This window comes from Rubricoccus marinus, assembly GCF_002257665.1.
Classification (GTDB): domain Bacteria; phylum Bacteroidota; class Rhodothermia; order Rhodothermales; family Rubricoccaceae; genus Rubricoccus; species Rubricoccus marinus.
This window is the reverse complement of the sequence record NZ_MQWB01000001.1, coordinates 2,283,690-2,301,144: the sequence shown is the minus strand read 5'-3', so window position 1 is coordinate 2,301,144 and position 17,455 is coordinate 2,283,690. Positions and strand designations below refer to the sequence as shown.

The following is a 17,455-nucleotide window of genomic DNA, read 5'->3' as shown; positions in this document are numbered from 1 at the left end:
ATGCGCCGACTCCTTTCTCTCGCCCTCGTTCTCCTCGCCGCGCCTGCGCTCGCGCAACCCGGCACGTTCGACCCCGACACGGTCCGCGCCTTCCCGCTCGACGGCGGCAAGATGTGGCTGTTCGAGGACCCGCCGACCGAGTACCTCGCCGAGACCTACGACTTCGAGCCCGACGACGCGTGGTTCGAGCGCGCGCGCCTCGCCTCGCTGCGCATGCCCGGCTGCTCGGCCTCGTTCGTATCCCCGATGGGACTCGTCGCCACCAACCACCACTGCGCGCAGAGCAGCGTGGTAAGCGTGAGCGCCGATGACGAGGGGCTCTTGGACGCCGGCTTTTCCTCGCGCTCCCGCGCCGAGGAGCGGCCCGTCGAGGGGATGTACATGGACCAGCTCGTCGAGATCGTGGACGCGACGGCGGAGCTCGCCTCTGGCGCCACGCCAGAGGCCATCCAGGCGCGCCTGCTGGCCGCGCGGGGCGTAGAAGACGCCGACGCCGATGACGCGCCGTACGTGGTCCAGATGGTGGACCTCTACGACGGCGGTCGGACCTCGGCCTACGTGTTCCGCCGCTACCGCGACGTGCGCCTCGCTTTCGCGCCAGAGGCCCGGCTGGGGTACTTCGGCGGCGACTTCGACAACTTCACCTACCCCCGGTACGCGCTGGACTTCGCCTTTTTCCGCATCTACGGCGACGACGGCCAGCCTCTGGCGACCGAGCACTACTTCCCGCTCTCGCCCGAAGGCGTCGACAAGGACGACCTCGTGTTCGTGATCGGAAACCCCGGCCGCACCAACCGCGGCTACACCGTCGCGCAGTTGGAGTACACCCGTGACGTGAACCTCCCCGCGACGCTCGCCTTTATCGACTCCCGCGCGGCCGCTCTTCAGGCGTACCTCGCGACGGGCCCCGACAACCCCGACCCGATTCGAAGCCAGCTGTTCGGTCTCCTGAACTCGCAGAAGTCGACCGGCGGCCGTCTCCGCGGTCTGCGTGATCCGTACATCATCGCGCGCCGCGCGAAGGCGGAGGAGGCCTTTGTCGCCGCGACGCCAGAGGCCCGCGCGCTCGTCGCGCAGATGGCCGAGGTGCAGGCACAGAAGAGCGCGCTCGGGCCGGACTTCAAGGCCTTCGCCTACCTCTTCAACGCGCGCTACGGCTCCGCGCTGCTCCAACGCGCCCGCGCCGCCGCGATGGGCGGCGACCCGTCGGCGATCGCCGCAGGCCCGACGGAGGAGGCATACCTCACCGCCGAACTCCAGGCGCTCCAGCAGTACTACGAGACGACGGGTGCCCCGATGCCGAAGGTGCTGCAAGGCGGCGCGGCCGAAGGCGCCGCGTTCCTCCTCGCGAACTCGCCTCTGGCGGGCAGCTCGCCAGAGGCGACCGCGGACGACCCTGCGGTCCTGCTCGTGCAGGAGGTGATGCCGCGTATCCAGGCCTTTGGCGAGCAGTTCAGCGCGCTTTCGGACCAGGAGCGTGATCTGGCCGCCAAGCTGGGCCGCGCCCGCTACGAGGCGTTCGGCAACGTGGTCCCGCCCGATGCCACGTTCTCGCTCCGGTTCACGGACGGCGTCGTGACCGGCTACCCATACAACGGCACACAGGCGCCGGCGATGACGACGCTCTACGGCTTGTTCGACCATCACTACTCTTACTGCGTCGCGGGCGAGGGCAGCACGAGCGAAGGCGACTGTGACTGGCGCTTGCCGCAGCAGTGGCTGGACGCGGAGTCACGCTTGAACCTTTCCACGCCGGTCAACTTTACCTCCACGTCCGACACCATCGGAGGCAACTCCGGTTCGCCGGTCTTGGACCGCGATCTGAACCTTGTCGGCCTCAACTTCGACCGCACCATCGAAGGTCTCGTTCGGGACTACCTCTACGCACCTGAGCGCGGCCGCAACGTGATGGTGGATGCCCGCGTCATCCTCGAATCGCTCCGCAACGTGTACGGCCTCCCCGCGCTCGCAGACGAGCTGACGGGGCGCTAACCGAACCTTTCGCCAGAGGCTCCGTTGTAGCGACACCTTCCGTTGGAAGGCCACCTCACCCAACACCTCTTTACTATGGGCTGGATTTTTTGGATTGTCATTGGCGCTATCGCTGGATTCCTCGCCGAGAAGATCATGAAGGCTGACATGGGCCTCCTCATGAACATCGGCCTCGGCATCGTCGGCGCTCTCGTGGGAGGGTTCTTGATCAACTCCCTTCTCGGGTTCGGAGACGGCGAAGGCCTTATCGAGAGCATCGTGGTGGCCACGATCGGCGCCGTTTTGGTGCTCTGGGTGGTCAACAAGGTTCGCGAGAGAACCGCTGCATAGCCGCATGACCACGACGTATTCCGCGGCGGCCCGATCCTTCAGGGCCGCCGCGTTTCTGTTCCTCGGGCTGCCTCTGGCGCTGATCGTACCCCTGGCGGGGTGCGGGACTGACGGTACGCCAGAGCGCCAGAGGCCGGCCGTCTCGAACGCCGAGGTGGAGATGCTTCGGACCGAGGCCGCCGCGCGCTTTATCTCCACCGACGACGCGCTCGCAGACCTTGAAACGGCGGTGTCCACGCTGGACTCGACCGGTCAGGCCAACGCCCGGCCTCGCCTCGACGCGCTCAGAAGCAGCCGTGCTCGGCTCCAGTCCCAGCTCGATTCGCTGGACGCGTCCGGCTTTGCCACGCGCGAGGCCTTTGCGACGCGTGCGACCGAACTGCGCCAGAGGCTCGAAACCCTTGATGGTTCCATCGCGCGTGACCGCATCCTGATCGAGCCCGATGCTGGGCGCCTACGTGCGGCGACGAGCGCGCGCCTCGCCTTTCTAGCCTCTCGCGCGGACATGCTGCGCGCAGACTCCACGCAGTCCGCCGTTCGCGCCGCTGCAACGTTGGACAGCGCCCGCGTTCGCCTCGAACGCACCGTTGCCCAACTCAACCGGCCCAACGCGCCGTTCGACAGCCTCCGTGACGTGATCGCGCAGGCCTTTAGCGGGCTCCCTCGTCTGGAGAGGGACTCGCTTACGACACGGCTGATGCCGGACTCGTTGCGGTAGTCTGGCGTCTGGAGCTTTCCGCTACGAACAAGGCGGGACTCTCGCCTCTGGCGTGTCGGTCACGATCGAGTCGCTGTGCTCGTGACAACGGCCCAGCCGGCGCCAGAGGCCTCTGGCGCTAGCGTCCGCGGAGCCAGCCCGTGGGGTTGAGCGGCGTTCCGCTGCCCTGGAAAACGGCGAAGAACAGGGACGCGCCGCGGCGGTCCTCGCCCGTGCCTGCGCGGCCAAGTGCTTGCCCGGCCCGGACCTGCTGCCCTCCGCTGACGACCACCTGGGAGAGGTTGCCGTAGACCGTCGTGTAGTCACCGTGGGAGACCATGACAAAAGTCCCGAACGTCGCCATGGTACCGACGCGCTCAACCGTTCCCTCGAAGACGGCTCGCGCGGCCGCACCCGGCTGCGTCGAGATGTCGACGCCGACGGAATTGATGGTGGTGCCGGAGACGGGGTCCTTGCGGTTGCCAAACGCGCCGGTAATGGTGCCGTCGGCAGGCCAGGGAAGGCTTCCTCGGTTGCGCGAGAACGAGCCCGTCAGGCGCTCCATTCGGCTTTCTGGAGCCGCAGTCGGTGCAGAGGCGACGGGAGCCTCTGGCGCTGGGGCGGGTGTCGCCACCGGCGGGGCAGGACGGGTGTTGTTACGAGGCTCCGGGGCCGTCCGCCGCTCGTCCTCAAGCATGGCCCGCCGTGAAAGCTCGTCGGCACGGCGCTGAGCTTCGGCTGCGCGCCGGGCTTCTGCAACGCGCTCGGCCTCACGCCGCGCGGCCTCGCGGGCTGCCGCTTCGGCGCGAAGCCGCTCCTGCTCTTTGCGCTGCTCCTCCGCCCGGAGATCAGCGACGAGTTGAGTGAGCGCTCCCGCGTCGGCACGCCGTTGGCGGAGCTGGCGCTCCAACTCGCCGCGCCTCTGGCGCGCATCAACGATCAGTGCCTGGTGGTCGCGCTTTTTGAGGTCCAGCTCGCGCTGCTCTCCCTGGCTGGCCGCCAGAAGCCGCTTGGTGGACTCCAGAGAGGTGACGACGGCGCGTTCGCGCTCTCGCAGTTGGGAGGTTTTCTCGCCGATCCGCTCCACTTGGTGGCGCCGGCGCCCGGCGAACTGCTGGAGGTAGCGGGCACGCGCCAGCATCTGGTTGATAGAGCCCGAGGCCAGGATGAGCGCCAGAGGGCTCCGGCGGCCGTGCTTGTAGGCGTGGAGGGCCCGCGTGCGGTAGGCCTCTTGCGCGGACTCGATTTCGCTGTCCAGGCGCTGGATCGAGCGCTGGAGCGCCTCGGTCTCGCGACGGGTCTTGGCGACCTCGTTCTGGTATCCCGTCACGAGCTCCTCGCGAAGCGCGATCTCGGTCCCCAGCCGTTCCACGGCCCGCAGCGCGTCGGTTTCGACCGAGCGGGCCTGGCTTACTTCCCGCTCCACGCTCGCGATCTGCCCACGGATCTCGCGCAGCCGTTGCTCATTCGCCGCGCGGTTCTGCGCGAGAGCGCCAGAGGCGAGCCCAAAGCTGAGAAGCGCGAGAATGGAAAGGCAAAGCGGGCGCATGAGGCGAGCGGCCGGTGGAGAGAGAAACTACGTGCCTTCTGCCGCGGGCCGTGCGGAGAGGGCGCCAGAGGCGAGTATCGGCCGCTGGCGCCGAAACCCAAGCGAGGCGTCCACCAGAGGCGTCAGACCGAGAACGCGGCGAGCACGCGCTCTGGAGCGGAAACGGGCCTGTGGCGCGCGACGTCGACAAAGCACAGCGTGACGCGGCCTGAGATCAAGACCTTGCTCTCGCCCTCGCGCCGGACGGCGTAGTCGATCGGGATCTTGACGCGGGGACGTTCTGCAAACGTGGCCTCGACCTCGATCACTTCGTCATAAAAGACGCTTGCGTGGTACCGCAACGTGGCCTCTACCACGGGCATGATGATGCCGCTGTCCTCCAGCGCCTTGTAGGCCAGCCCGCGCTCGCGCAGCGCTTCGGTCCGAGCGGCTTCAAACCAGTCCAGCGCGTGCGTGTGGTAGACCACGCCCATCGGGTCGCACTCGCGGTAGCGGACGCGGTGGCGGTAGATGTGGGTCATGGGAGTGTGGGGAGGGTGCCTGCTTCATGCCGCCAGAGGCCTCTGGCGCGTTTGGCGACCTCTGATTCGAGGGGAGCAGGCGACACTGCGCGGTCGGCCTCTGGCGCCAGAGACCGATCCCGTGCGTTTGGGGGACTCAGTACCAGGCCCTAAGCCGGCTCGCCCTCGGTCCACGAGCCCATCGCGTCGAACTTCGCGAGGCGGTCCGCCAGGAGTTTGTCCGTGGGGAGGGCTCCCAGTGTGTCCAGCGCCACAGCGATCGCCTTGCCGACAGCGTCGAACGTCTTTTTGGGGTCGCGGTGCGCGCCGCCGAGCGGTTCGGGGATGATCTCGTCGATCACGCTGTGCTCGATGAGGTCCGGCGCGGTGAGCTTGAGCGCGCGCGCGGCGTCCTCCTTGTAGTCCCACGAGCGCCAGAGGATCGACGAGCAAGACTCCGGCGAGATCACCGAATACCACGCGTTCTCCAGCATCAGGATCTTATCGCCCACGCCGATGCCGAGCGCACCGCCAGAGGCGCCCTCGCCGATTACGACGACGACGACCGGGACGGGCAGGCGCGCCATCACGAGGAGGTTTCGCGCGATGGCCTCGGCCTGTCCGCGCTCCTCGGCTTCGAGGCCCGGAAACGCGCCGGGCGTGTCCAAAAGCGTGATGATGGGCTTGCCGAACTTGGCGGCCATCTCCATCAAGCGCTTCGCTTTGCGGTAGCCCTCAGGGTTGGGCATCCCGAAGCGGCGGTCTTTGCGCTGCTTGGTATCGCGGCCTTTCTGCTGGCCCACGATGCACACCGTCTGGTCCCGGGAGCCCCAGCGACGGCCCATAAACGTGCCGAAGCCGCCTACCATCGCGCGGTCCTCACCAAAGAGGCGATCGCCGTGGAGCTCGACGAACCCCTCGGTAAGCGCGCCGATGTAGTCCAGCGTGTACGGGCGGTCCGGGTGGCGCGCGAGCTGCACCCGCTGCCACCGGGTCAGGTTTTGATAGATGGACGCCTTGAGGGTTTCGACGCGCCGTTCCAGCGCGTGGATCTGTTCGGTGAGATCGACGGTGCCGTCTTCGGCCTCGAACGTGCGAAGCTCACGGAGCTTCGTCTCCAGGTCGACCAGGGGTTTCTCGAACTCGAGCAAGTGCATAAGAGAAGGGCGCGGGGGTAGCACGCACCGGAATTACGACGTGCGCGCGAGCGCTTTCAGAAGAACGTCGAGGTCCAGCGCCAGCGACTGGTTGCGGGCGTAGCCCCAGTAGGCGCGATGAGCTTCGACGATCGTGGTGGGTGGAGTGTCCAGCGTGTCCAAGATGGAGACGACGCCGGGGCGGAGGCCCCAGGCCTCTGGCGGATGTGTGCCCGCGGGATCGTACCCGACGAGGGCACGGCGGCCGGAGAGGACGCTGGGCATCCGGGCGGTAAAGTGGGCGAGGCGGCGGCGCAGGCTCGACGCGGGCGCGCGGCGCGCCAGAGGCTTGAGCAGCGGGTGCACCGCGATGCCGACGAGCGCGACGGGCACCTCGAAGGCGCGGCGCGCCAGAGGCGAGCGGAGCGGCGCCACAGCGCGCTCGGCGCTTACGAGCGGCGCTGAGAGATCCTCCACGCTCGCCTTGCCGATGATCCGGTCGCGGTGCTGCGCGAGGATCTTGAGCTCGACGGGGAGATCACCGAGCGCGCGCATCCCGGAGAGGATCGCCGTGTTGGTGAGCGCGTCGGCGGCAAAGACGACCTCGCTGGCATCGTAGAGACGCACCAGGTCGCGGAGCTGGCGCGCGGGTCCGGCGTGTGGAACGCTTTCGCCGGGCTCCGGGCCTCTGGCGCCAGAGGCGTCGTCGCGGTCGCCCACGTAGCCGACGATGTCGAGGTGGAGGCGACCCTGGGCGAGGCGGCGGAGGCGGTCGGCCTCGGCGCTGGAGCCGACGACGAGCGCGCGCCGCGGGCCGGTCACGCCGCGCCGGGAAAGCAGCCGTTTCGCGATGAGGAAGACCATTCCAAGCGCGAAGCCCGTCAGGACCGTCGCGCGTGAGAACGCCACGAGGGGGACGAGAAACGAGACCGTCGCGACGGCGAGAAAGCCGACGCCGGCGCCGATCAGGACGGGGCGGATGCGCCGCTTGCGCCGTCCGTAGCCGCCCGCCCCACCGACGCCGAGCACGAGCGCGAGAGCGTACAGCGGAAGGACGACGGCGTAGAAGTCGGCGTCGAACGCGAAGCCGCGGGGGAGCGACCACAACAGGGCCGCAATCGCGAGGGCGATCCAGCCCAGTCCGGCGTCTGCCGCGGGCGGCGCGAGGGCGCTACCGAGCCGAGACAGCGCGGCCACGGCGGCGCGCCCCAGAATCCCGAGCCGGAGGCCGAGCGCCAGAAGCCAGGAGCCCGCCCGCCCCAGTGCGCTCTGCCCGCCTCCCGTGAGGTGCTTCTCGACAAAGCGGAGCATCGCGCCATAGAACAGGCGCACGTAACGGAGGTCTCCCTTTTTGGTGCTCTCGCCCTTGTAGTGGACGATCTGCGTGGCGGGCGTGTACCGGATCTTCCAGCCCGCCTGCTGGATGCGGTAGCACCAGTCCAGGTCCTCGCCGTACATGAAGAAGGCCTCGTCGAAGAGACCCGCCGCGTGTGCCGCGGCGTCGGCTGGCGCTCCGTCGCCAGAGGCCTCTGGCGCGGCGCCCTCGCGGTCCAGGATGGCGTCTCGGCGGACCATCATGCACGAGCCGCTGAGCGCGTCGACCTCGCAGACTTCGTCTTGCGGGAGGTAAGTCAGGTTGTAGCGGCCGAAGGTCGGGCTGTTGGGGAACAGGCGGCTCAGGCCGGTCAGGCGGAAAAACGCGACGGCGGGCGTCGGGAAGGCGCGGCGACTTTCGGGCGCGAACGTCCCGTCCGGGTTGAGGATGCGGCAGCCGGCGGCGCCCGTGTCCGGGTGCGCGTCCATAAAGCCGACCAACTCGCGCAGCGTGTCCTCCTGAAGGAGCGTGTCCGGGTTGAGGACGAGCGCGTAGCGGCCTCTGGCGCGCCGAAGCGCCTGGTTGTTGGCGGTCGCGAAGCCGACGTTCTCCTCGTTCGCGATCACGTGCACGTCGGGAAACCGCGAGCGGACCATCTCGACGGAGCCGTCCGCCGAATCGTTGTCCACCACCCACGTCTCGACGGAGAGGCCTCCGCTGGCGCGCTGCACGGATTCGAGCGCCTGTTCCAAGAACTCCCGCACGTTGTACGTCACGATGACGACGGACACGTCAACGGGAGCGACCTCGGTGGCGGGAGTGGGAGAGAGGGCGACGCGCATCGGGCGAAGTATACGGCTGCGGGCGCTGGAGGCGGAATCGCGCGTGGGACCCGTGGGGCCTCTGGCGCCAGAGGCCTCGCGTTTGGAGCGGGGCGTTGGAAACGCCGATAAAGGCGCGAAGAGGGCCGGAGGGCTCGGCCGCGAGGGTAGCTTCAGCGCCCCCGCCAGAGGCCCATGCTGTCCGTTCCTGTTCGTCGCGAGGTCGCGGCCACGCTCCGTTTGGCGGCGCCGCTCGTCGGCGCGCAACTGGCGCAGATGTCGATGTCGTTTGTGGACGTGGTGATGGTGGGGCGGTTGGGGACAAGCGCGCTGGCGGCGGCCGTCTTGGGATCGACGGCGTTTTTCACGCTCTCGCTGATCTGCGTCGGCGTGATCCTGGCCGTCAACCCGACCGTCGCGCAGGCCGTGGGCGCGGGCGACGATGACCTCGCGGCGCGCGCCACGCGCCAAGGGCTCTGGCTTTCCGTGATCCTGGGCGTGCCGCTGTTCGTCGCGCTCGGCTGGTCTGAGGAGGGGCTTCTGGCGCTGGGGCAGGACCCGGATACGGCGGCGCTTGCCGCGGCGTACCTCCGCGCGATCCGGTGGGGCATCGTGCCCAACCTCATGTTCTCAGCGTTCCGCGGCTTCTACGAGGGAACAGGCCGGGCTCGGCCGGTGCTCCTGGCGACGATTGTCGGCGTGGCGGTCAACGTGGTCGCTAACAACGCGCTCATGTACGGGAAGTGGGGGCTTCCAGCCCTGGGCCTGGAAGGCACGGGGTGGAGCTCGGCGCTGGTGTTTACCGCGATGGCCGCCAGCCTCGCGATCGGCATCCGTGTAAGCCCGGCGCTCCGGCGCTTTGGCGTCCTTACCGGCCTGCGCTCCCCCGATCCCGTGATGCTCGGCACGCTCGTCAAGCTCGGCGCGCCCATCGGCGTCACGTTCGGGCTCGAAGCCGGCCTGTTCTCGGCCGCGACGCTGCTCGTCGGCTGGCTGGGGGAGACGCCTCTGGCGGCGCACCAGATCGCGCTCAACGCGGCCTCCTTTACGTTCATGGTGCCTCTCGGCATCGGCATGGCGGCCACCGTGCGCGTGGGGCAACTCGCCGGCGCGGGGAATGACGCGGGCGCGAGGCGAGCGGGATTCGTCGCCATCGCGCTGGGGGGCGCGTTTATGGCGTGCGCGGCCACATTCCTGTGGCTCCGCCCGGACTGGGTCGTGTTCCTCTACGCAGGCGCGGCGCCAGAGGCAGAACTAGCCGCCCTCGCGACGGCACTGCTGGGCATCGCGGCGGTTTTCCAACTCGTGGACGGTATCCAGGCCACGGCCGCTGGCGCGCTGCGCGGCCTAAAGGACACGACGGTCCCAGCCATCATCGGCGCCGTTGCCTACTGGGGCGTCGGGCTGGGCGTCGGTGCCGGGCTCGCCTTTGGTCTGGACTGGGGCGCCAGAGGCCTGTGGTGGGGCCTCACGGCGGGGCTGGCCGCGGCGGCGGTTTTGCTCGTCGGGCGCTTCCAGCGGCTAGTGCGCTGAGACGTTCTAACAAAACTGGCTGTCATTGCAAGCGCAAGCGAAGCAACCTTGACACGCCGAGCGTTTGGTGACGAGATCGCCGCGTCACTGTGTTCCTCGCGATGACACCAGTGGGGTTTCGTGAGGCGGTCTAAGCGTCGGCGCCGAGGCCGTTTGGCCTCTGGCGCCAGAGGCTTAGCGGATGCGCTGGGCGTCCTCGGGGTTAAGCACGCGGAACTCGACGCGGCGGTTGAGCGCGCGGCCGGTCTCGTTTTCGTTGGAGGCCACAGGCCGGTTCTCGCCGTAGCCGACTGCGGTCAGCCTCTGGTGCGCGACGCCCTGAGCGGCGAGGTACGCGGCGACGGACTCGGCGCGGCGCTGCGAGAGCGCGTCGTTCGTCTCGTCAGAGCCGACGTTGTCCGTGTGGCCGCCGATCTCGATGCGGAGCGCGGGGTAGCGCAAGAGGACCGTCGTAAGCGCGTCCAGCGTCTGCTCGGAGAAGGGGAGAAGCGCCGCCTTCGCGAACTCGAAGTTGACGAACGTGGTGCGGAACAGCCCCGTGTCCAAAATGTCGCGCTCGATCTCTTCCACCGTCGCGATGGGCGCCTGAAGCGGGGGAGTGGCCTCTGGCGTGCGGTCGCGGGGGCGCTCTGGCAGTGACTCGATGGGCCGCTGCGGGGCCGGAACCGGAACGGGCACGAGAACCGTCGCCTCGCCGCGCGGTGGCGCGTCGGTGGGCGCCGCCACGCTTCCAGGGCGCTGCACGACCTCACGGTCGCGTGCAAGCGCCGAGAGGCGCCGGTCGAGCGCGTCCAGCAGGCGGTTTTCCAGCCGGTCCAGATCGCGCTGCGTGACGCCAGAGGCGACGGTCCGGTCCAACGTCGCGGTCTGACCGGTCACGCGCGAGGTCTCTGGCGCGGTCGCCGGAGATGGGGTACCGGGAGCGGTCGCCAGAGGAGAAGGGGGGAACGCTGCAGGGGCTGAATCCGGCTGCACTTCTGCAGGGGCGCCCGACGCGCTCCGGCGGCGGACGCCGGTCCCGGAGCCCGCGCGGTAGTAGAACACGCCGCCCTCGGTGGGGAACGCGAACCGCGCCGACCGCTGCGGCATGGCCTCTGGCGCGACGAGCGTGTCGGGTGAGGCGGCGCCGCGGGCCTCTGGCGCGCTCGTTGAATCCGGCGCGGCCGGAGACCGGACGGCCTGCGCCGACGCCAGAGGCGAGGCGGTGAGGAGTCCGGCGAGGAGAAGGGCGCGCATCAGTTGTCCCGCTCGTCAAGCGCCTGGCGGAGCGCGTCGAGGAAACGGGCCTGGAGGCGCTGCTCCATCTCTTCCAGGTCGGCCATGGTGACGGCGCCAGAGGCCTCTGGCGTCATCCGCTGCGCCGTGCGAGCGGCAACGCGAGTGACCAGGCGGTTCTCGATCTCGGCCAGCTCGGTCTCGGTCAGGACCGGCGCCAGAGGGTCGCGCGAGGCCAGCACTTCGGCGAGGGCTTCCCGGACCGCTGCCCGGAGGTCGGCCTCGCTCGGCGCGAGCGCCTCGCTGGACTCGATCGTGACGCCGCCAGGAGGGCCGTAGCGCACGTAGAGCTCGCCTTCTCGCGGGAGAGGGATCGTGACCATGTGCTCGGCTTCGACCTCGCGCTCGATGATGACGTCCTCTTCCTCGACGACAAAGTCCACGACCGAGGTCTCGCCGTTGATGGTCTGGCGCTCCACGACCGTCGTGTCGCGTTGCATCTCTGCCATCTTCCGCTCCAGCTGTGCGATCCGGGACGCGTCGCCAGAGGCCCGCGCGTCAGCGATCTGCTGGCGGAGTGCTTCGCGCTCAGCGGCGCTAGCGGCCACTTCCACGTTGCGACGGGCCTCGAGAGAGAGGATCTCGGCGCGGAGCGAGTCGCGCGCGGCTTCTAGCTGCATCCGCTCCGTCATCATCATCGCGCGCTCGTCATCTAGCTCCGACTGGCGCACGACTTCGGTCCGGCGTCCGGCTTTGCCACCCAGGCCGACGGCCAGTCCCACGCGGTACATCGGGCTGAAGTAGACATCTTCGGGCTGGCTGAGGTCGGCTTCGTCCTGCGTGCTCATCAGCAACCCGCGCACCTCGCCGATCGCACGGAGGCGCGGGGAGACGAGAAAGCCGATACCCAGCCCGGCCGACGCAAACGGGCTGTCCTGCGCGTTGACGTTTTCCACCTCGGCGCTCTCATCGGTCGTGTAGCCGTCCAGCACGTCGAGGTAGCCGCCGCCGACGGACAGGAACGGGACCAAGCCGCGCCCTTCGCTCAGGCGCAAGCGAAGGTTGCCGCCGATCATCTGGACGTTCTCGATGTCCGTCGGGTTCGTGTCGCCCGTGCCTCTGGCGTAGAAGCCGCGGACGCCCACGAGCGGGCCGAAGTCGAAGCCCGCCTCGGCGCCGATAAAGGTCTGGTCGCGCAAGGAGAGCGCGTCGTCGAACTGCGCGTGCGCCGCGAACGGCTCCACGACGAGGCTGAGGCCGGAGAGCCCGCCGGAGAACTGCCGCTGGAACTCCCGATCCAGGTCCGTCAGCTCCCCCGGCCGGCGTCCGCCGAGGTACAGGTTGAGCGCCGCCCGCACCCCCAGGTTGTGAACCGTTGTCTGCTCGAAATCGCCCAGGCTGACGCCAGAGGCGGTCAGGTCCTCTGGCGTAAAAAACGTGGCGCCGGGGTTATACCGGTACGCGAAGTCCTCGGCCGCGATGGACAGCGCGAAGCGGTCAAAGGCGGTGAACTGCACACCCGCTCCGCCGATGAGGTAGATGCTCCGCGTGGCATTGAGGCCCTCCGGGTTAAGCCGCACGATGCCGGTCCCCGCGGTGAGGTACGGCACCACGGCCGTGCTGAGCAGGTTGAGCTTGAGCGCGCCGCCGTACCGCTGCACGTCTACATCGCGAGGGGCCAGTCCCGCGAACGTGACCGCTGGCGCGTCGAAGCCGGAGAGCCCTTCGAAGTCCGTCTCGAACGACCCGAACTGAACGCTGCCGCCCAACTCGATAAACTCCCCGAAGGAGAAGCCAACGCCGCCGCCATAGAGCAGGCCGTCAGAGAGAGCCGCGTCGTCGTCGAAGAGGACGTAGTTGGCCGACGGCGTCAGCCGGTAGCCGATACCCTGGATCTGCGCCGAAGCTGGGAGCGCCCCGAGGAGAAAGAGGAAGGCGAGGAGTAGCGGTGTGCGCATATCAGTAGCGTAGAGGAGCGAAAGCGGCGGGTGACACACGTTACCACATGTCCCGGTTCTTCCCGGCGTGTCGCTGCCAGCTACGGGCGTTCCCTGGAATCGGTGCGGCAGGACCCGTCGCGCCGCTCGCCAGCACGCCCGCCAGAGGCCTCTGGCGAACCCCGAACGGGAGGCCCAGGCGCGTGGTTGGGAGGAGGAAACCACGGTCAGACCCAGGTTTCCCCCAGTTTCAACTCACATTGAAACCTTCCAGGCGGGGCCAAACCGCACACATCGCCTCGCCTGTGTTGGTCAGTTCGGTCTATCTTCGCCTTGCCCCAGAGGGCCCCGATCTACCTTCGGTCCGGCCCTCCTGCCCCTCACTCCCCGGGTCTTAACCGAGGCATGCAGCTTTTCCCCCGCAAAGCCAACGCACTCCCCGCGCTCTCCATTATGGGCGCCCTTGGAGGCGGCCTGGTGCTGGTCGCGCTGGCGACGTACTACCTCTCCCCAGAGTTCTACGAAGTCGGCTACCAGCCCGAGCAACCCGTTCCGTACAGCCACGCGTTCCACGCAGGCCAACTCGGGATGGACTGCCGCTACTGCCACAACCACGTGGAGCAGAGCCCGCACGCGAACATCCCGAGCACGCAGACGTGCATGAACTGCCACTCGCAGATTCAGACGCAGAGCATCAAGCTCTTGCCTGTCCGTGAAAGCTGGGCCACCGGCGAGCCTATCGAGTGGGTGCAGGTGCACCACCTCGCGGACTACGCGCACTTCTCGCACGCGGCGCACGTCAACGTCGGCGTCGGATGCGCGAGCTGCCACGGCCGCGTCGACCAGATGGAGGTCGTCTACCAGGCGGAGCCGCTCAGCATGGGCTGGTGCTTGGAGTGCCACCGCGCACCTGAGGAGTACCTCGTGCCGCCCGAAGAGGTCACCAACCTCGCGTACCTGGAAACGATCAAGGCAGACGACGACGCGTGGGAGGCGTACGTCGCTTCCAACAAGGAGCGGATCAAAGCCGAAGGGATCGCCCCGCCAGAAAACTGCTCCGCTTGCCACTATTGATCGGTTAGGAGCGAGGCGACCCCGCGGTACCGCGCCAGAGGCCTCGCCTCGCGCCCGCCGCTCGCGCCTCCTTCGACCTTTGCACTCTTGAGACTCCTCGCATGATCGAACTCGACGTTCTTGGTGCCGCAGAGATCGCGGCCGACGACGACGCGCAGGCCGCCACCGGCCAGCCCCGCCAGTGGCGTAGCTCCGGCGACCTGAACAACGCCCCCGGCTACGCCGCTCTCCGTCAGCGCGAGTTCCTCGACGGCGCGGTGGAGAGCCCCGGCGGAGACGCGGGCCCGGACCGCCGCACCTTCCTCAAGGTGATGGGCGCCTCGGTCGCGATCGCCGGCCTGACGGGGTGCCGTCGGCCTGTGGAGGAGGTGCTTCCCTACGCGCGGAAGCCCGAAAACATCATTCCCGGCATCGCGAACTACTACGCGACGTCGATGCCGCTTGGTGGCGTGAGCCACGCGCTCCTCGTGCAGAGCCACGAAGGCCGCCCGACCAAGGTGGAAGGCAACCCCGAGCACCCCATCGCACAGGGCGCCGCGGACACGTTCGCCTATGCGAGCGTGCTCAACATGTACGACCCGGACCGTTCCAAGCACGTCTGGCGCGAGGGCGCCATTCTGGAAGAGAACGGCTGGGATGCGTTTGTCGCCGCGATGGCGCAGTTCCGCCTTCAGGGCACCGCTGCGCCTCTGGCGATCCTCGCCGAGCCCGATCCGTCCCCGACGGGTGCCCGCCTGCGCCAGCAGGTAGAGGCCACGTTCCCAGGGGCACGCTGGATCACGCTCCACCCGCAGGGAGACGACGTCCGCGCCCTCGGCACGCAAGAGGCCTTCGGGCGCCCGCTGCGGCCGCTCTACCGCTTCTCGGAGGCCGACGTCATCGTCTCGTTCGACGGTGACTTCCTCGGCGCGGAGGACCCCAACTCGGTTTACAACTCGCGCGAGTACGCCGCCAGCCGCCGCGTCGAAACGCGAGAGGCCGCCGGCCGCCCCGCGATGAGCCGCATGTACGTCGCCGAGAGCGCGTACACGACGACCGGCGGCATGGCGGACCACCGCCTCGCCTTCAAGGCCAGCGACGTCAGCCTGTTCGCCGGTGCTGTCGCAACCGCGCTCGGTGTCTCCACCGGCGCCCCGACGATCGCGGTCTCGCAAGAGGCCAAGGCTTTCGCCGAAGCCCTCGCGGAGGACGTGCTCGCCTCTGGCGGCCGCGCCGCGTTCGTCGCCGGCGCCACGCAGCCCGCCGAGGTCCACGCCCTTTGCGCCTCGCTCAACGCGCGCTTTGGCGCGCAGTGCGTGAGCTACCTCGACACCGGCGCCACGCCAGAGGCTCCGGTCGGACCGCAGCTTCAGCGCCTCGTGGCCGACATGGCCTCTGGCGCCGTCGGCGCGGTGATCATGCTGGGCACGAACCCGGTGTACACGCTTCCGGCCGAGCTGAACTTTGAAGCCGCGCTCGCTCGCGTACCGCTTTCGGTCCACGTCGGGCAGCACCGCGACGAGACCGGGCAGCGCGCCACGTGGCACGTGCCCGCCGCGCACTACCTGGAGTCCTGGGGCGACGGCCGCTCGTACGACGGCACGTTCTCTATCACGCAGCCGCTGATCGCGCCGCTCTACGCCGACGCGCACTCCACCCTTGAGGTGCTGGGCGCGCTGCTGACCGGCCGCGACGTGAGCGGCTACGACCTCGTCCGCGAGGCCTTCGCGGACCGCGTCGGTGGGGGAGCGGGCACGCAGGCGTTCGAGAACAACTGGCGCACGCTGCTCCACGACGGCTTCCTGCCCGATACGCAGTTCCCGACCGCCGGCGTCAGCGCTGGTGCCATGGATCTCTCCGGTCTTCGGGCCGCGCCAGAGGGCGGCTACGAACTCGTCACGCGCGTCTCGCCGACGCTCTACGACGGCCTGTTCTCCAACAACGGCTGGATGCAGGAGACGCCGGACCCGGTCACCAAGGTGGTCTGGGACAACGTCGCGGTGATGAGCGCTGAGACAGCCGCCGCACTCGGGGTGGAGGCGTTTATCGAGAAGGCGGACATCGATGCCGATACGGTCACCATCCGCGCCAACGGCGCCGAGGTGACGCTGCCGGTCTGGATTCAGCCCGGCCACCCGAACAACAGCATTACGGCCTACCTCGGCTACGGACGCGAGATCGCGACCGAGCGCGTCGTCAAGGACCGCAACATCATCGCGCGTCTCTTCGACAAGGACGTCGACGTGTACACGCCGGGGCCTCTGGCGAACGGCATCGGCCAGCGCGTCGAGGGCCTCCGGTCCGCCGGGTTCTTCGCCGTCACGCCAGAGGCGGCGGTGGAGAAGGCCTCTGGCGGCGACTTCCCGGTCGTCACCACGCAGGACCACGGCTCCATGGAGGGCCGCGCGATCGTGCGGATGCAGGAGGTCGAGGACTACCTGGAGCAGCCGCGTCCGTTCGACGCCGAGCACCTCATCGAGGACACGCCGTGGGAGGAGTTCCCGCCGCTGTGGGGGACCGAGAACGGCGCCTCCAACCAGATCATGGAGCGCGAGGAGGGGCAGCTCATGTACTCCGAGCAGCAGTGGGGCATGACGGTCGACCTCAACTCGTGCTCCGGCTGCAACGCGTGCGTCGTGGCGTGTACGAGTGAGAACAACGTGCCCGTCGTCGGGAAGGACCAAGTGGGCCGCGGCCGTGAGATGCACTGGTTGCGCCTCGACCGCTACTACGTGGGCGACGAGAAGGCACCCGGCATGGTCATGATGCCCATGATGTGCCAGCACTGTGAGAACGCACCGTGCGAGCAGGTCTGCCCCGTTGCCGCGACCGTCCACTCCCCGGACGGCACCAACGCGATGGTGTACAACCGGTGCATTGGCACGCGCTACTGCGCGAACAACTGCCCGTACAAGGTCCGCCGCTACAACTTCTACAACTGGACCAAGACGCTCCCGCTGGAGGTCCAGATGCAGCAGAACCCCAACGTCACCGTCCGCTACCGCGGCGTGATGGAGAAGTGCTCCTTCTGCATCCACCGCGTCCGCCGCGTGCAGCAGTACGCGCACATCGAGGACCGTCCGCTGGAGGACGGCGAGGTGCTCACGGCGTGCCAGCAGGCCTGCCCGAGTGACGCCATCGTCTTCGGCGACCTCAAGGACCCGAACAGCGCCGTCAGCCAGTCCAAGCGCAACAGCCGCAACTACGCGCTGCTCGCCGAACTCGCCGTCAAGCCGCGCCTGACCTACCTCGCGCGCCTCCGCAACCCGCACCCGCGCCTCGCGACGCCGTTCGACGCGCTCGAAGAGGGCCACCACGGTGGCGAAGCGCACGAAGAGGCCGCCGACGGCACCCACGCTTAGCCCCGCCAGACGCTT

Annotated in this window: 12 protein-coding genes; 6 read left to right on the top strand and 6 right to left on the bottom strand. The window is 68.7% G+C overall.

Going from position 1 to position 17,455, the window contains the following annotated elements:
* The 3 genes from BSZ36_RS09785 (at position 1) to BSZ36_RS09775 (ending at position 3,040) form a co-directional block, all read left to right on the top strand.
* Positions 1-1,992 carry a S46 family peptidase gene (locus tag BSZ36_RS09785; protein ID WP_094548407.1) on the top strand — a complete coding sequence of 664 codons (1,992 nt, stop codon included), beginning with the start codon at positions 1-3 and terminating at the stop codon, positions 1,990-1,992.
* Positions 1,993-2,067: 75 nt separating this feature from the next.
* Entirely contained in the window at positions 2,068-2,322 is a 255-nt protein-coding gene (locus BSZ36_RS09780) for a GlsB/YeaQ/YmgE family stress response membrane protein (protein WP_094548404.1), read from the top strand.
* A gap of 4 nt (positions 2,323-2,326) precedes the next feature.
* The gene (locus tag BSZ36_RS09775; protein WP_094548402.1) at positions 2,327-3,040 is read left to right on the top strand and encodes a hypothetical protein; all 714 of its coding nucleotides are present in this window, start codon (positions 2,327-2,329) and stop codon (positions 3,038-3,040) included.
* Between the two features lie 118 nt (positions 3,041-3,158).
* On the opposite strand, the gene BSZ36_RS09770 is transcribed toward BSZ36_RS09775, so the two are convergent.
* The 4 genes from BSZ36_RS09770 to BSZ36_RS09755 form a co-directional block, all read right to left on the bottom strand.
* A complete protein-coding gene (locus BSZ36_RS09770; RefSeq protein WP_094548400.1) occupies positions 3,159-4,568 on the bottom strand; it encodes a murein hydrolase activator EnvC family protein in 1,410 nt (469 codons plus the stop codon).
* Positions 4,569-4,690: 122 nt separating this feature from the next.
* Positions 4,691-5,089, bottom strand: a complete 399-nt coding sequence (locus BSZ36_RS09765) for an acyl-CoA thioesterase (RefSeq protein ID WP_094548398.1) — start codon at positions 5,087-5,089, stop codon at positions 4,691-4,693.
* A 149-nt stretch (positions 5,090-5,238) separates the two neighbouring features.
* The gene (locus BSZ36_RS09760) at positions 5,239-6,225 is read right to left on the bottom strand and encodes an acetyl-CoA carboxylase carboxyltransferase subunit alpha (RefSeq protein ID WP_094548396.1); all 987 of its coding nucleotides are present in this window, start codon (positions 6,223-6,225) and stop codon (positions 5,239-5,241) included.
* Positions 6,226-6,258: 33 nt separating this feature from the next.
* Positions 6,259-8,361: a glycosyltransferase gene (locus BSZ36_RS09755; RefSeq protein ID WP_094548394.1), complete on the bottom strand. Its 2,103-nt coding sequence runs from the start codon at positions 8,359-8,361 to the stop codon at positions 6,259-6,261.
* Between the two features lie 174 nt (positions 8,362-8,535).
* Between BSZ36_RS09755 and BSZ36_RS09750 the strand changes: the two genes are divergently transcribed.
* Positions 8,536-9,873, top strand: a complete 1,338-nt coding sequence (locus BSZ36_RS09750) for an MATE family efflux transporter (protein ID WP_094548392.1) — start codon at positions 8,536-8,538, stop codon at positions 9,871-9,873.
* Between the two features lie 174 nt (positions 9,874-10,047).
* On the opposite strand, the gene BSZ36_RS09745 is transcribed toward BSZ36_RS09750, so the two are convergent.
* Positions 10,048-11,109, bottom strand: coding sequence for an OmpA family protein (locus BSZ36_RS09745; RefSeq protein ID WP_094548389.1), 1,062 nt, complete (start codon positions 11,107-11,109; stop codon positions 10,048-10,050).
* A complete protein-coding gene (locus BSZ36_RS09740; RefSeq protein ID WP_094548387.1) occupies positions 11,109-13,046 on the bottom strand; it encodes a flotillin family protein in 1,938 nt (645 codons plus the stop codon). Before BSZ36_RS09740 ends, BSZ36_RS09745 begins: the two co-directional genes overlap by 1 nt.
* 384 nt (positions 13,047-13,430) lie before the next feature.
* On the opposite strand from BSZ36_RS09740, the gene BSZ36_RS09735 reads away from it, so the two are divergent.
* Positions 13,431-14,099 (top strand): cytochrome c3 family protein, encoded by a 669-nt coding sequence (locus tag BSZ36_RS09735; RefSeq protein ID WP_094548385.1) that lies wholly within the window; start codon positions 13,431-13,433, stop codon positions 14,097-14,099.
* A gap of 101 nt (positions 14,100-14,200) precedes the next feature.
* Positions 14,201-17,440, top strand: coding sequence for a TAT-variant-translocated molybdopterin oxidoreductase (locus BSZ36_RS09730; protein ID WP_094548383.1), 3,240 nt, complete (start codon positions 14,201-14,203; stop codon positions 17,438-17,440).
* Positions 17,441-17,455: the final 15 nt, after the last annotated feature.

Coding starts and splice junctions, on each gene's coding strand:
- BSZ36_RS09785 (WP_094548407.1), top strand. CDS start 1: ATGCGCCGACTCCTTTCTCTCGCCCTCGTTCTCCTCGCCGCGCCTGCG.
- BSZ36_RS09780 (WP_094548404.1), top strand. CDS start 2,068: ATGGGCTGGATTTTTTGGATTGTCATTGGCGCTATCGCTGGATTCCTC.
- BSZ36_RS09775 (WP_094548402.1), top strand. CDS start 2,327: ATGACCACGACGTATTCCGCGGCGGCCCGATCCTTCAGGGCCGCCGCG.
- BSZ36_RS09770 (WP_094548400.1), bottom strand. CDS start 4,568: ATGCGCCCGCTTTGCCTTTCCATTCTCGCGCTTCTCAGCTTTGGGCTC.
- BSZ36_RS09765 (WP_094548398.1), bottom strand. CDS start 5,089: ATGACCCACATCTACCGCCACCGCGTCCGCTACCGCGAGTGCGACCCG.
- BSZ36_RS09760 (WP_094548396.1), bottom strand. CDS start 6,225: ATGCACTTGCTCGAGTTCGAGAAACCCCTGGTCGACCTGGAGACGAAG.
- BSZ36_RS09755 (WP_094548394.1), bottom strand. CDS start 8,361: ATGCGCGTCGCCCTCTCTCCCACTCCCGCCACCGAGGTCGCTCCCGTT.
- BSZ36_RS09750 (WP_094548392.1), top strand. CDS start 8,536: ATGCTGTCCGTTCCTGTTCGTCGCGAGGTCGCGGCCACGCTCCGTTTG.
- BSZ36_RS09745 (WP_094548389.1), bottom strand. CDS start 11,109: ATGCGCGCCCTTCTCCTCGCCGGACTCCTCACCGCCTCGCCTCTGGCG.
- BSZ36_RS09740 (WP_094548387.1), bottom strand. CDS start 13,046: ATGCGCACACCGCTACTCCTCGCCTTCCTCTTTCTCCTCGGGGCGCTC.
- BSZ36_RS09735 (WP_094548385.1), top strand. CDS start 13,431: ATGCAGCTTTTCCCCCGCAAAGCCAACGCACTCCCCGCGCTCTCCATT.
- BSZ36_RS09730 (WP_094548383.1), top strand. CDS start 14,201: ATGATCGAACTCGACGTTCTTGGTGCCGCAGAGATCGCGGCCGACGAC.